The organism is Halorientalis regularis (assembly GCF_023698535.1).
Lineage (GTDB): Archaea > Halobacteriota > Halobacteria > Halobacteriales > Haloarculaceae > Halorientalis > Halorientalis regularis.
The window spans coordinates 1-11,210 of sequence record NZ_JALJCL010000028.1 but is presented as its reverse complement, the minus strand read 5'-3'; the positions used below and the strand labels follow the sequence as shown (position 1 = coordinate 11,210).

18 protein-coding genes are annotated in these 11,210 nt (G+C 64.5%); 3 read left to right on the top strand and 15 right to left on the bottom strand.

The window, feature by feature from the left end; genetic code table 11:
- Positions 1-233: 233 nt before the first annotated feature.
- The 10 genes from MU521_RS20910 to MU521_RS20865 all read right to left on the bottom strand — a co-directional run bounded on the left by MU521_RS20910 (position 234) and on the right by MU521_RS20865 (position 5,317).
- Positions 234-461 (bottom strand): hypothetical protein, encoded by a 228-nt coding sequence (locus MU521_RS20910; protein ID WP_139171249.1) that lies wholly within the window; start codon positions 459-461, stop codon positions 234-236.
- Positions 454-912 carry a DeoR/GlpR family DNA-binding transcription regulator gene (locus tag MU521_RS20905; RefSeq protein ID WP_139171247.1) on the bottom strand — a complete coding sequence of 153 codons (459 nt, stop codon included), beginning with the start codon at positions 910-912 and terminating at the stop codon, positions 454-456. Before MU521_RS20905 ends, MU521_RS20910 begins: the two co-directional genes overlap by 8 nt.
- Positions 909-1,184, bottom strand: coding sequence for a MarR family transcriptional regulator (locus MU521_RS20900; protein ID WP_092695834.1), 276 nt, complete (start codon positions 1,182-1,184; stop codon positions 909-911). The genes MU521_RS20905 and MU521_RS20900 overlap by 4 nt, the downstream gene beginning before the upstream one ends.
- 278 nt (positions 1,185-1,462) lie before the next feature.
- Entirely contained in the window at positions 1,463-2,629 is a 1,167-nt protein-coding gene (locus MU521_RS20895; protein ID WP_250864843.1) for a hypothetical protein, read from the bottom strand.
- A 589-nt stretch (positions 2,630-3,218) separates the two neighbouring features.
- The gene (locus MU521_RS20890) at positions 3,219-3,377 is read right to left on the bottom strand and encodes a hypothetical protein (protein WP_175452977.1); all 159 of its coding nucleotides are present in this window, start codon (positions 3,375-3,377) and stop codon (positions 3,219-3,221) included.
- Positions 3,370-3,774: a hypothetical protein gene (locus tag MU521_RS20885; protein WP_092695824.1), complete on the bottom strand. Its 405-nt coding sequence runs from the start codon at positions 3,772-3,774 to the stop codon at positions 3,370-3,372. Before MU521_RS20885 ends, MU521_RS20890 begins: the two co-directional genes overlap by 8 nt.
- A gap of 150 nt (positions 3,775-3,924) precedes the next feature.
- Entirely contained in the window at positions 3,925-4,134 is a 210-nt protein-coding gene (locus tag MU521_RS20880) for a hypothetical protein (RefSeq protein WP_139171237.1), read from the bottom strand.
- A 146-nt stretch (positions 4,135-4,280) separates the two neighbouring features.
- The gene (locus MU521_RS20875; protein WP_092695822.1) at positions 4,281-4,586 is read right to left on the bottom strand and encodes a hypothetical protein; all 306 of its coding nucleotides are present in this window, start codon (positions 4,584-4,586) and stop codon (positions 4,281-4,283) included.
- Positions 4,579-4,905: an SWIM zinc finger family protein gene (locus MU521_RS20870; RefSeq protein WP_092695821.1), complete on the bottom strand. Its 327-nt coding sequence runs from the start codon at positions 4,903-4,905 to the stop codon at positions 4,579-4,581. The genes MU521_RS20875 and MU521_RS20870 overlap by 8 nt, the downstream gene beginning before the upstream one ends.
- A gap of 118 nt (positions 4,906-5,023) precedes the next feature.
- Complete coding sequence (locus MU521_RS20865; RefSeq protein WP_250864842.1) at positions 5,024-5,317, bottom strand: hypothetical protein; 294 nt, start codon at positions 5,315-5,317, stop codon at positions 5,024-5,026.
- Between the two features lie 169 nt (positions 5,318-5,486).
- Between MU521_RS20865 and MU521_RS20860 the strand changes: the two genes are divergently transcribed.
- The 3 genes from MU521_RS20860 to MU521_RS20850 all read left to right on the top strand — a co-directional run bounded on the left by MU521_RS20860 (position 5,487) and on the right by MU521_RS20850 (position 7,191).
- Entirely contained in the window at positions 5,487-6,107 is a 621-nt protein-coding gene (locus MU521_RS20860) for a hypothetical protein (RefSeq protein WP_250864841.1), read from the top strand.
- On the top strand, positions 6,100-6,513 hold the full coding sequence (locus tag MU521_RS20855) for a DUF8161 domain-containing protein (RefSeq protein WP_250864840.1): 414 nt from the start codon (positions 6,100-6,102) through the stop codon (positions 6,511-6,513). Before MU521_RS20860 ends, MU521_RS20855 begins: the two co-directional genes overlap by 8 nt.
- Positions 6,514-6,876: 363 nt before the next feature.
- Positions 6,877-7,191: a helix-turn-helix domain-containing protein gene (locus MU521_RS20850; RefSeq protein WP_139171243.1), complete on the top strand. Its 315-nt coding sequence runs from the start codon at positions 6,877-6,879 to the stop codon at positions 7,189-7,191.
- A 165-nt stretch (positions 7,192-7,356) separates the two neighbouring features.
- Here the strand turns inward: MU521_RS20850 and MU521_RS20845 are convergent, their stop codons facing one another.
- The 5 genes from MU521_RS20845 to MU521_RS20825 are packed head-to-tail and all read right to left on the bottom strand — an operon-like array spanning position 7,357 to position 11,049.
- Entirely contained in the window at positions 7,357-8,373 is a 1,017-nt protein-coding gene (locus MU521_RS20845; RefSeq protein ID WP_139171245.1) for a hypothetical protein, read from the bottom strand.
- Positions 8,370-8,777 (bottom strand): hypothetical protein, encoded by a 408-nt coding sequence (locus tag MU521_RS20840; protein WP_092695831.1) that lies wholly within the window; start codon positions 8,775-8,777, stop codon positions 8,370-8,372. Before MU521_RS20840 ends, MU521_RS20845 begins: the two co-directional genes overlap by 4 nt.
- On the bottom strand, positions 8,774-9,550 hold the full coding sequence (locus MU521_RS20835) for a hypothetical protein (protein ID WP_250864839.1): 777 nt from the start codon (positions 9,548-9,550) through the stop codon (positions 8,774-8,776). The genes MU521_RS20840 and MU521_RS20835 overlap by 4 nt, the downstream gene beginning before the upstream one ends.
- Entirely contained in the window at positions 9,551-10,645 is a 1,095-nt protein-coding gene (locus tag MU521_RS20830; RefSeq protein WP_250864838.1) for a hypothetical protein, read from the bottom strand.
- The gene (locus MU521_RS20825) at positions 10,642-11,049 is read right to left on the bottom strand and encodes a hypothetical protein (RefSeq protein WP_092695837.1); all 408 of its coding nucleotides are present in this window, start codon (positions 11,047-11,049) and stop codon (positions 10,642-10,644) included. The genes MU521_RS20830 and MU521_RS20825 overlap by 4 nt, the downstream gene beginning before the upstream one ends.
- Positions 11,050-11,210: the final 161 nt, after the last annotated feature.

Here is an 11,210-nt window from a genome sequence, read left to right as displayed (position 1 = left end):
GCACGGAAACGAGGGGGCCCGTCGGCCGAGTGACACCGACGGGTGCGTGGCCCAGAGTGGGTGAGGGTGGATCTGTGGCAGAGGGGGATCGCAGAGTGAGGACGTCGTCCGATGACGCTCCCCGGGGTTCCTGTGGGCCCGCGGAGCGTGCGCGCTGTTGCTCTCACCGCCAGTGCGCGCGGCCTGGCGGGTCATTGAGACGGGGTCGCGGATGTCGTCAAATCCGGTCATAATCAGGTCCCAGTGAAGTCGGCGATGATGATGTCTCCGTTCGCGTCGCGCTCGAAGTCCTCGTCGGCGACGTCGTAGTTCCAGCCGTCGCCGGTTGACAGGGCGATGATCTCGCCCGCCTCGTTGAACAGGAAGAGCCCGTCCTCGGACGTGTGCGTGTCCGTCGCCGTCAGCTCGGCACGCTCCTCGAGTTCGTCGACGCGGTCGCGGATGTCGTCAAACTCAGACATGGCCATCCTCCTCCAGAAGGTCCTCGACGCGGTCCAGTCGGTCACGGAGTTCCGCGATTTCGACGCGATGGTCCAGCCACTCGTTCCAGTCGGCGACGGTGCGAGCGGCCTTCCGGTACTCCTCCTGCTCCATCAGGCCCTCCATCGCCCGATGAAAGACCGCCTCGCTGACGAGGTCGCGACGCTGGCCGAGGGTGTCACTGGCGTACTCCGCGAGCCGGTCGAGGTCTTTCGAGATCTGTTGCTGGCTGACGCCGTAGCGCTCGGCCAGCTCGGTCTGGTTGAGTGCGTCCGGGTGGCCGGCCTGCTTGACCAGTTGTAACAACTCCTTCCGGCGCTCACGCCACGAGTACTCCGACGGCGGCTTCGTCGGGAGTTCCAGCGATTCGTAGTCCGGTTGCTGGGTTTCTGTACTACCATCGGCGGCCGAGGGAGGACGGTGACGGCTCACGACGTGGTCACCTCCTCCGCAGACTGGCTTGCCCCCGAGGCGTCGACGGTTGCGTAGAGCGCGCGTCGCTGGTCGGTCGGATGGGGCTCACGCTTTACGAACCCCGAGTTTCGGAGCCGGCCAAGGGCCTCCTTCACCGACCGGGTACACGACCCCGTCCGCTCCTCAATCTCCGCGATCGTGAGACTGTGGGCATCATCGAGCGCGGTGTAGACGAGCCGCGCCGTCGCCGGCGCATTCTGTATCCCCGACGGGACGTGTGTGCCGCTCATCTTGGTGCAAGATACGCGCCATTACATACTGTCAGTAACCCCAATTCCGGTGAGCGGCGCGAAAACAAGCACAAGAGGGCTTCAGGCTAAGTCCACCGGGTCAAGCAGATGCTTGTGGTGAGCGCAGTAAGGAATACCGGACAGACTGTCGTGTCCGCACCGCTCGCCCGTCGAGTTGGCGATTGCTTCGCACCGGTCCCGTTGGTCATTAACCAACACACCAGCGTGTTGGTTAACGAAATCGCCGAGAGTGGCTTGTTGAGCCTGCGACATTCAGATCACCCGTCGTCCATCACCACCCCACCGTCAGCACGGACGGCAGTCGCCCGGTCACTCAGCGCGTCCAAGTCATCGGCGACGCTGTCGGCCCCATTCTGGTCAGAGGCGACATCGCAGGCTGATGTCTGGACTTCACCCCCAGGGTCAGAGGGTTGATCTTCCGATTCCGCATCGTCGGACGGAGCAAACATCTCAATCCCCGCCTGCCAGTCATACCCAAGACGATCCAGGACGCGGTCCTTGTACACATTCACCTGCTCGCGGTTCTCCTCGGAAACGTCAATGCCCGCGTCAGAGATGGCGTTCTGGAGGGTCGGCTTCGAGATGGTTTCTGGAGCGGTATCATGGATCGGGTCGCCACCGAGGTTCTCAATGATGTCGCCGGTAGTCCGCGCAGCCCACGCCTCCTGCATCAGGAAGAGGTCGGGCTGTCCCGCCCGCTCATATCGCCGGACGCCCTTGTGGTCGATGACACGGTCAGTGTACTCCTCGTGATAGTAGTCGGAGCCGCTGGTCTCCGCGTCGATCGCGTCGGCCAGCTCCGCCTCGGTGAACTGGTCGGGTAGTTGCGTGGCGATAGCTGTCGTGACGCGCTCCTTTTTTGAGAGGCCGCTGTCGGTGTCGTCGTTCAGTTCGCCGAGGAGGCTCTCGGCGTCGTCGATGACGCGGTCGAGTTTGTCCTCGAGGCGTGCAGCCCGGCCGCCGTCGTACCGCTCGCTGAGTGCGACACCGAGAGCCTCCCCGTAGGACTGCCGTTCGGCGTAGCTGTCGCGCTCGGCATTGTCCTCGTCGACGCGAGATTTGAACTTTGCGAGGAGATGCTCATCAACCCAGACCATCGCGCGAGTGGTCTCACCGGAGAGGTCGTTTTTTTCTTCGGCCGAATCTGGCGAGCGACCGGCGGCTCTGATGAGACGGTCGACCTTCTCCTCGAGGTCACTGTACCGATCCTCGTCGAGATACTCCTCGATGGCTTCATTCACGTACCGACTGAGACGACCCTTCAGGAGAGAACCGAGGACTTCGTCCGTGAGGTCCGCGAGATCCGCCGGCGAGGAAACGCCGTCAAGATCGGAGAGGAGACCGTGCCGCTTCAGGACATCGTACTTCGCACGGCGGTACTCACGAGCTGGGACGCGGAGATCAAGACGAGTGCGGTCAGACATAGAGACCACCTCCAAGCCACCCTCCCACCGACACGGTGGGAGCGGTGGGGTTCACACCACCACCACTCACACCGGCACGGTGGGATGGGTGGGTGGGGTGGCGAGCCACCCCACCCATCACTCGATGGCTTGGCCATCCGCTACCGCACCGCTGTCTGGTGATTTCTCTTTCATGGCTGAGATGCCCCCACTCTCTCGAAAAGAACATCGAAAAAAGAATTTTCTCTCGGCGTTGTTGGCTGGACAGACTCTCCTCCTGAATTTCGCGCTCGAACTCGGCTCGCGTCGTCGGGGTGTGCATTGTATGTCGTGTGGCATCGTCGCTGAGTTTGGTTCACTCCCGAAAGAGACGCGCACACAACCGATAAGATGAGCCCAGTCGAAAACCGGGGTGATTTTATAATCCCCGGCCACGAATGTCTGAATGAGCCCATCATGGTCGGTGGGTCGTGTCGTGTCCGCTCGTTCGGGAGTGGACGATCATCGTAAGGCGGTGTGTGCCACCACGCCGCCGGTTTTACGATACGCGTTACATGTGCTTTAGCGACTGTTGAGTCAGCACTAACAAAAACCTACCGGGGCCGGGGTACTACTGACCGGAATCTTCGCGGAACCGCCGGACTTCTTCCACCAGCTCGGTCCGGCCGATCTCGTCCATCTCGCCGACGAACTCGAGCGCTGCGGCGACGACGGTGGTGTGGTCGTATTCTTCGGTACTCAGGTCGCGAATCGGGTTGTTGTCAGACATCGGCACCACCCGACTCGGCCGCAGAGATGATAGCTTCGACGGCGTCGCGACCGTCGACGAGCTGGAAGTCGGGCGACAGCAGAATGTGGTCCATCAGCGTGTCTCGGACAGCCTCTTCGCGGTGTGGGTCCTCAAGCGGGACAGCATCACAGTAGGCCGTCGCCGCCACCCACGGTGGCACTACCGTTGCCTGATTGTAGACGCAGTCGTGATGTGGGTCCGGAACCGAATCCAGCGCCTCAGTCGCTGCATCCGGAAACGTCCGCTCTGCCAGCCAACGGTCCTCACCCGAGGGCTGGTCGAGACGCGGGACGTCGTCGAACGCTGCCCGGATTTCTTCGGGAGTGGTCGGGAGTGCGGTACTGACGTCGCCTTCGTCGATTGCGTGTCGTGCCATAGTTGGAAATCGATCGCCGTGGGCGGCGCTCGCGAACGTGCCGGTTACCGGTACGTTCCCAATCGCGACCACCGCCCGTTCCGGGATCGCTTAACCAACACTCGCCACGGCAGGGGCCAGTTGTTGGTTAAGATAGGCTGGTGGTCGCGGTCAGCCGGCGGGCTCGACCTCGATTGTCAGGGTGATCGTGACGCCGTCGGAGGCGACAGTCATCGTCGTGTCGCCGTCCGCGCCGCCGTCGGGCGTGGGCTCGTACTCCCAGCCACAGGACGGGCAGCGGGCGCTGCTGGCGGCGTCGACGTCCGTCTCGCGGTCGGGATCGAACGAACTCCCACACCGCTCGCAGGTAACCTCAGGCATCGGCGGCGTCACCTCCTGACGACGGGGCCCACGCCTCGTGGAACGGCCGACAGTTTCGTAGGTGAGTTGCCGTCGGCGCCCGTCCAGTGAGATCCGCCCCACAGAACGGGCACTCGACGAGTCGGACCTCTCCTGGCCGCGGGTGGTCAACGAGCGTCATCGTCCCCCTCCGTGACGCCACGCACGTCCTCGAGTGCGGCGACAACGTCGTCCAGCAGTTCGACAGCTGGCGTGTCCGAACTCGACCGCGTGACGTACTGGTGAATCACCTCGTCGACGGTGAGCCGAGCCTGACTCCGAGCTCGGTCCGGCACCCGGCGGTCGGCGGTCGAGAACGTGAGGACGCCGTCGTGTTTGATCGGCTTCCGCGCGGCGACGATGCCGCTCTCAGTGACGACGAGCGACCAGTCCCATTCGCCGTGGTTCTCGATGACGCGGCCACCCTCAGACATCGGCGATCGCCTCCAGCAGCAGCGGGTCAAGCCGGAGGTTGGTCTCCCGCAGCGGCGCGATGTCGATCTCGCCGCGCTCCATCCGAACCCGTCGGATGTGCTTACAGCCGTGTTCGCCGACGCGGTCGTCGCTGTCGGCCCGGTATTCGTAGTCGGGGCAGGTACACGCGGGCTCTCGCAGGTCGACGACATACGTGTCACCGCTGTCGTTCACGACCTCGTACAGCTGGGGTGCGACCCGGCAGGTCGCGATGTACTCGGTGGCGGCCGCGACGGATCGGCGCGTCGTCGCCGGCGTCGACGTGGGTGCAACCGCCATCAGAGACCACGCTCCCGCTGCTCGTCAAGACAATCGGGGCAGGTCTGGACATCGCCGTCTTCGGCCTCGAAGACCTCGCCACAGAGCCGACACTCGCGCTCGTAAGGCGCGACGACCATCAGGCACCGACCTCCAGGGAGTCCGCGAGGTGGTCACCGAACGACTCGGCGTAACAGAGCCGATTCCAGCCTCGGAGCGTGCCGACGTGGTCGACCCATCCCTCCAAGCCGTCACAGGGCGTCTCCTCAAGCTCGAAGACGTCGAAGCCGTCGCCGGTCTCGACGTAGATCGTGACCGGGCCAGCCGAGCGCGGCGTGATGTAGTGGGTTCGTCCGTCGCCGTCGACGCCGAGCGCGTCGACCGCGTCCGGGAGAGCGGTACGTTCAACAGACCGGGGCGTATATTGAGTCATTGCTGGTTTGCTCCAGCGCAGTCGGGCGTGCTGTGACACGCACCGGCTTTCTGCGGCCGGCGTCCTGCGCTTACCTGTATATCTATGCTCCAAGTACTTAGTAGTTCTTACTAAGACTTAGTAACTGTTACAATCGTGTACTAAGTAGTAGGACCTCTTACTAAGCTACATGAGCGAGGCGGTTGAAGCCGGTCACATGACGAAGTACCAGTTTCAAATTGATGACGAGAAGTGGGACGCCTGGAAGCGAACTGTTCCACGCGATAAGAGCCTGGAGACGCGGATCATTGAGCTGATTGAGGCCGACACAGAGGGGCGAGTCGTCGAGGGAAATCCGGACGGTCCTGACGGCGACGGCACGGACGCGCCTGAGCCGGCGGAGACGCCGTTGGGGTCAGACCCGACCGTTCCATCGGACACGCGCGCCGGCGACACGAGCGCGCCAAGCGGCGACGAGTCTGTCCCGCCCGTCGCTCGCGACGACGTTGACAGTGACCTTGAGGTGGCATATCGCGAGTACCTGGCCGACCGGCCGCCGAAGAAGAGCCACGCGAAGGACATCGTCGTCGACGCGCTGCTCCTGCTTCGCGAGCATGGCGAGCTGGAGACGGGCGATCTCCAGGACGAACTCTTCTCGAAGTACGAGGAACACTACTCGACGGACCGGACAATGTGGAACGCGATCAGTCGGTACCTGAAAGACCTCGCCGGCTTCGAGAAGACCGACAGCTACGGTGGGTGGGCCTACGCCGGCGACGGCGCCGTCTGGGAGACGATCACCGATGACTGACGACGACGTCGACCCAAAAGATCCACGCCCGGAAGGTCACTATCCGCGGTTCGCGAGCAACGAATGGCACTACGTCCCCGACGAACTGGCACAGACGATCTCGCTCGGGCCCGCCGGTGACGGCGAGCCAGGGCAGGACTGGGTGCTCACCTACACCCCCGAGCGTCGCGACGAGGACGATCGCGAGAAGGTACTGATCCGACTCACACCGCGAGCGCTCCAGGAGCTGTACATCGAGACGAAGGACCTCTCCCCAGATGCACGGCAGGCCGGACACACAGCCGAGTGTGGTCTCTGCGGTGACCAGGTCCCGCTCGAGGACGCTTGGCCCGACAACCGGCAGGAACCCTGCCATCCGGAGTGTTACGCTGAAGCGTTCGGCGCACCGCCCTGGGCAGATTTGTGAGTTCTCGAAACCAAGAGTTACCCCACGAGTCCGACCACCAGTGCAACGCGTGCGGTAACAACGATCGCGAGGGGCCGCCGGCGGAGCATCCTGCCACGTCCAGAGCTGTCGACCCATACCGTAACCAAATGCTGGTTGTACGGCATACGTGCTCGTGATTACCTGAATAATCACGACCAGCCGGCCCATCCGCCCCCCTGATGGCGGTTTGTATCAAGCTCCAGTTAAACAGTATCTGGTAGTACCCTTCTTGTGATGAGCCTGAAATAAAATTGGATAGAATCAGTTTGAACCGAACGTGATTTTTGCTGGCCTGCATTATTGAGCGCTGGTTTAATTGGGACAGTGGCCGATGAACTGGTCATGTCTCACCGAGCCACCGCTGTCGCTTCGCGGGCGATTTTGCTCGCGATCCAGGAGGGAGCGTTCCGGGCAACCGACGTCCGTCGCGATCTCGACGACCCGCCGTCGGCATCGACGGTGACGCGCGTCCTCCAGCAGCTCGAAGAGGACGGCTGGCTGGGCCGGAACGCCGACGGTAGCGACATCTGGCGGGCTGGGTTCAAAGCCCGGACACACGGCGATATGAGCGACGCTGCACGATCAGCCGCGGATCGCGACGCCGTTCAGCCTGGAAAGGAGAGCGAACACACTGATTCGTTTGATTTCTCTTGGTAACGCAGTCCCAGAGATCAGGATTGCGGGCCTTATTCGAACTGCTGGCCCCAGATCGCCGCAGATGTCGGAAACCTACCCCGACGCCGTCGTGCGTATCAGTTCCGATAGATAATGGAAACGTGAGGAAAATGCAGGCGAAGACACCAGGAAGGTGAGGGGTTTTGCCTATCGCCCCTGTCTGAGCCGCCGGAACTCCTTGACGATCTCCTCGTATTCACGCGGATTAAAGCCTGCCTGCCGGAGCGCCTCCTTGATGTTCTGATTGATGTCGACCGTGATGTCGCGGTTCTCATTGACCTCAACCACGACTTTCTGCCTCCGCCTCTCGGCGGCAGCGTTGAATTTTTGCTGGACCTGACTGGTCTGTCCGGTGTCCTGCGAGATGTCAATACCGAACATATTGGCGATCCGGTCAGTGGTTTTGTTGAACCCCACGACCGTATCCCCCTGGATGTCGGTGCCGTCACCCGCCGGGGTCGCGCCGGGTTTCGTCGAGCCGCGGACGCCGTCGGTCTTGACGCTGCTGGGCCCGTCGGGGAGGAGGCGGACGATCTCCGAGACGCCAAGGGTGATGGCCCCCGTGACGCCGATCACCGCCGCCGCAGGGAGCGACAGCGCACCCGTCACTGCGAGAACGCCCGCCGCGCCAATGGAGAGGACGCCGCCGACAGCCAAGAGTTCCCGCGCTGGCTTCTCGAAGTGGCCCTGGACGGCGAGGACGCCCGCCGCCGTCAGCGTCAGCACGCCACCGACGGCCAGCACCTGCGGCGCGGACAGGGACAGCCGCCCGCCCACGCTGAGGACTTCCTTCGCCTTGAGCGCCAGCCCGCCGGTCAGCAGGCCGGAAAGGAACCCACCGCCACCGCCGCCACTACCACCGCCGGTGGGCAAGAGCCCGCCGAGGACGCCGCCACCACCGCCGGCCGAGACGGCACTCTGCTCAATGGTGTCTCGGACTTCGGTCAGCACCTCGGTCTGCTTGTCCAGTTTGTCGGCAATGGCCGACCCGCCGGCGGCCGCCGTCCCGCCGTCGGGCACGGCCCGGCTGAGTTGCGAAGAGACGCTCCCGCCGTCGACGCCGACCTGGATGTCGCTCAGCTCACCCTCAATCTGGGACCGGGTCGACCGAAGTGACGAGTCGTCGACGCCGACCTCGAGCGTCGTCGAGACGGAGAACGTCACTGCGACCACCCCACGAAAGGCAGGCTGTCGAACAACGACGGCTGCTCTGCCGTCGCCTCCAAGCCGATCTCGACGCCGAGTGAGGCGGCCACCGGGACGATCGTCCGCCGGATCTCTCGGAGGAGTTCCTCGTCCAGCTCGCCGACGTCGTCCGGGATGCCGCCATCTTCGATCTCATCCAACAGCCACTTTCCGGTCAAGTATGCCTCGTCGAGCGTGTCGACAGCAGGCTGTGACCAGCCCTCGACGACGCCGTCCTCGTCAGCGCGTTCGTGAAGGGTCTCCAGCACGCCGGCGACGAAGTAGTGCGTGTGCATCAGCCGGACCACTGTCTCGTCGGCATCGGCATGGGGGGTACTGATCGGGATCGTGGTGTCGCCGACCTCGAAGGTCGTCGTGGTCATGCTGTCACCCCCTCGCCGTCGCCGACGTCGTCGGCCGGCGCGTGCGGGCTCTGTCGCTGGGCGAACTCTCCGAGGGCCGTGCGGTGCTCGTCGTCGACGGCGGCCAGCGTACCGAGGTCGCGACGGTTCCAGAAGTACCGATCCGCGAGGTCGGGCTCGGGCAGGCGATGCGTCGGGAGCTGCTCGACGACGTCGGTGATCGTCGGCTGACCGCGCGCCGTTACGCTCCACGGCGGATACGTGCCCGACAGTCCAGCGACCGCCAGCCACCCACGGCCGGCCATGACACGGTTATCAGTGTGGGCTTCGATCGCCGTCACCGCCTCCGGCGAGAGCGGGTCGTCCGGGTAGGCGATGAGGTACTCCTGGCCGTCGGCGTTCGGCCTGGGCCCACGGTCGTCGACGCCGAGGCGGGCGTCCGTCAGCCACGCCAGTTCAGCCTCGCCGCCGGCGCGCGTCGGCTCGGTCAGCGTCAGCGGCGCGGCCTCCTGTTGCCACCGGGTGAGTTGTCGAGTCACGCCGCTCAGCACGTCGGCAGGCGTGTAGCCCTCGCTCCCAGTGAGCGTGAACTCGACGATCGCCTCATCAGGCGAGACCGTGACGGCGTCGGGGTGGTGGTACTCGGTCTCGCGCCGAGCGTGCCCCTGGTGCGCGACTGGCAGGCCCCCCAGCCGGCCCGAGATAGCGTCGCGCTGGTCGGCCGGCACCTCCCGCGCGAACGGGACGAGCGCCTGGAACTGATACCGCCCAGTTGCGGTGAGACGGGCCGCCATCTATCGACCCTCCTCCAGGGCGGCCATGCCCCAGCCGTCGATCTCGTGGCCGTCGTCTCCGGTGACGACCTCGCGCAGCGTGGCGACGGCGTCCTCGATCCGGTCGCGGCTCTCTGCACCCGACCGGCCGAACGGATAGGTGGTCACACTGCCGACCGCGTGCTGATACTCGCGCTGGGGCTGAGCCAGTTTCTGCGCACACTCGTCGATCGTGTCCAGCCGGCCGAGGACGTCCTCGCGTTCGCGCTCGGCCTGGTAGCCGTCGCGCCGGAGTTCGCCGAGACGCTCCTCGACGCTGGCCGTGGTGACGCTGTATCCCAGCAGCCGAAGGAGCTCGTCGACCGTCGCGAGGGCAGGCGGGGTACCGCCGTCCTGATCGTGGAACTCACGGACGTGCTGGAGGCGGTCCAGCGCTTCCTCAGCGCGCTCGACGTCGGTCGGTTCGTCGGGTTCGAAGCCGCGGAGGCCCCAGTCGTCGGGCATGTTGTGCGGCCAGGAGTTGCGCTCGCGCTTCGGGAGGGCCTCGAAGCCGCGGGTTGCCGCCTCGGTGGGTTCGACACCTGCGGTGCTCGCCGCGACATCACTCGGGAGTGCGACCGCCGAGACTTCCAACAACGACGGGCCTCCGGTGCGCTCGCTCTCTTCGTCCCATCCCACCGAGAACGAGAGACCCATCGTCTCGGCCTGGTACTTGAGATACCGAAGGGCCGCCTCAATCTCGCCGGCGTCGCCCTCTTCGGCGAGTGCGTCGGGATCAGCGACAGACATCTCCGCACGGAGCAGGGTGGTGTCACCGTCCGCTTCGAGATCGGCGCTGTCGACAGTGCCAACCCGTCCGAGGACGCTGTACCGGGCGTCGCCGCCGATGTCCGATTTTCCGTGGTCGACCATCAGCGGGACCGGCTGGTCGTCGCCGTTGATCTGGTCGCGGAACGTGGCGAGGCGGTCGCGCGAGAACGCCTGTCCGTCCCTGGCCTGAGCATCTGACGAGATCGGGGCCTCCAGTCGGTACAGCCGGTCGCCGTCTTCAATCGCGCGGGTCTCGACGGCGTCGGCGTCCGGGTCGTAGGTCGTGTGTTCTGTACTCGCGCTCATAGCGAATCAAGAACCGTTCCTCGAGTGACGTTGAGCTGTTCGAACTCGGCGGAGATCTCGCCGCTCGTCGGCTCGGCCGCGAAAGTAGCGACAACACGATAGAAGGTATCGCCGTCGCCGAGATCGTCGCTGTCGAAAGTGACGGTCCCGCCGTTCGCAGCGGCGGTTTTAATCGGCGGAATGCGGCTGTAGGACTGGTCGACGCCAACACTCTCGACGTGCTCAACACTGGCACGAGCGCTCTCCAGGAAGACATCTGCGGGTTCGTCGTGTGTGTTCGTCACCGTCACGACGAGGTCGCCGGCCGTGGCGAAGGGGGGCGTCTCGGCTTGGATGCCCTCCGGTTCGCCTACATTCGTCGCGGAGTCGGTCTTCGTCTCAGTTCGTGGTTGTGGAATTGACATTGTTGTATGGAAAGTGGTGCGGTCTGTAGCCGGTGCACGGAAACGAGGGGGCCCGTCGGCCGAGTGACACCGACGGGTGCGTGGCCCAGAGTGGGTGAGGGTGGATCTGTGGCAGAGGGGGATCGCAGAGTGAGGACGTCGTCCGATGACGCTCCCCGGGG

Excerpts from the sequence above, each read along its gene's own strand:
- MU521_RS20910 (WP_139171249.1), bottom strand. The coding sequence starts at position 461 with ATGTCTGAGTTTGACGACATCCGCGACCGCGTCGACGAACTCGAGGAG.
- MU521_RS20900 (WP_092695834.1), bottom strand. The coding sequence starts at position 1,184 with ATGAGCGGCACACACGTCCCGTCGGGGATACAGAATGCGCCGGCGACG.
- MU521_RS20895 (WP_250864843.1), bottom strand. The coding sequence starts at position 2,629 with ATGTCTGACCGCACTCGTCTTGATCTCCGCGTCCCAGCTCGTGAGTAC.
- MU521_RS20890 (WP_175452977.1), bottom strand. The coding sequence starts at position 3,377 with ATGTCTGACAACAACCCGATTCGCGACCTGAGTACCGAAGAATACGAC.
- MU521_RS20885 (WP_092695824.1), bottom strand. The coding sequence starts at position 3,774 with ATGGCACGACACGCAATCGACGAAGGCGACGTCAGTACCGCACTCCCG.
- MU521_RS20880 (WP_139171237.1), bottom strand. The coding sequence starts at position 4,134 with ATGCCTGAGGTTACCTGCGAGCGGTGTGGGAGTTCGTTCGATCCCGAC.
- MU521_RS20875 (WP_092695822.1), bottom strand. The coding sequence starts at position 4,586 with ATGTCTGAGGGTGGCCGCGTCATCGAGAACCACGGCGAATGGGACTGG.
- MU521_RS20870 (WP_092695821.1), bottom strand. The coding sequence starts at position 4,905 with ATGGCGGTTGCACCCACGTCGACGCCGGCGACGACGCGCCGATCCGTC.
- MU521_RS20865 (WP_250864842.1), bottom strand. The coding sequence starts at position 5,317 with ATGACTCAATATACGCCCCGGTCTGTTGAACGTACCGCTCTCCCGGAC.
- MU521_RS20860 (WP_250864841.1), top strand. The coding sequence starts at position 5,487 with ATGAGCGAGGCGGTTGAAGCCGGTCACATGACGAAGTACCAGTTTCAA.
- MU521_RS20855 (WP_250864840.1), top strand. The coding sequence starts at position 6,100 with ATGACTGACGACGACGTCGACCCAAAAGATCCACGCCCGGAAGGTCAC.
- MU521_RS20850 (WP_139171243.1), top strand. The coding sequence starts at position 6,877 with ATGTCTCACCGAGCCACCGCTGTCGCTTCGCGGGCGATTTTGCTCGCG.
- MU521_RS20840 (WP_092695831.1), bottom strand. The coding sequence starts at position 8,777 with ATGACCACGACGACCTTCGAGGTCGGCGACACCACGATCCCGATCAGT.
- MU521_RS20835 (WP_250864839.1), bottom strand. The coding sequence starts at position 9,550 with ATGGCGGCCCGTCTCACCGCAACTGGGCGGTATCAGTTCCAGGCGCTC.
- MU521_RS20830 (WP_250864838.1), bottom strand. The coding sequence starts at position 10,645 with ATGAGCGCGAGTACAGAACACACGACCTACGACCCGGACGCCGACGCC.
- MU521_RS20825 (WP_092695837.1), bottom strand. The coding sequence starts at position 11,049 with ATGTCAATTCCACAACCACGAACTGAGACGAAGACCGACTCCGCGACG.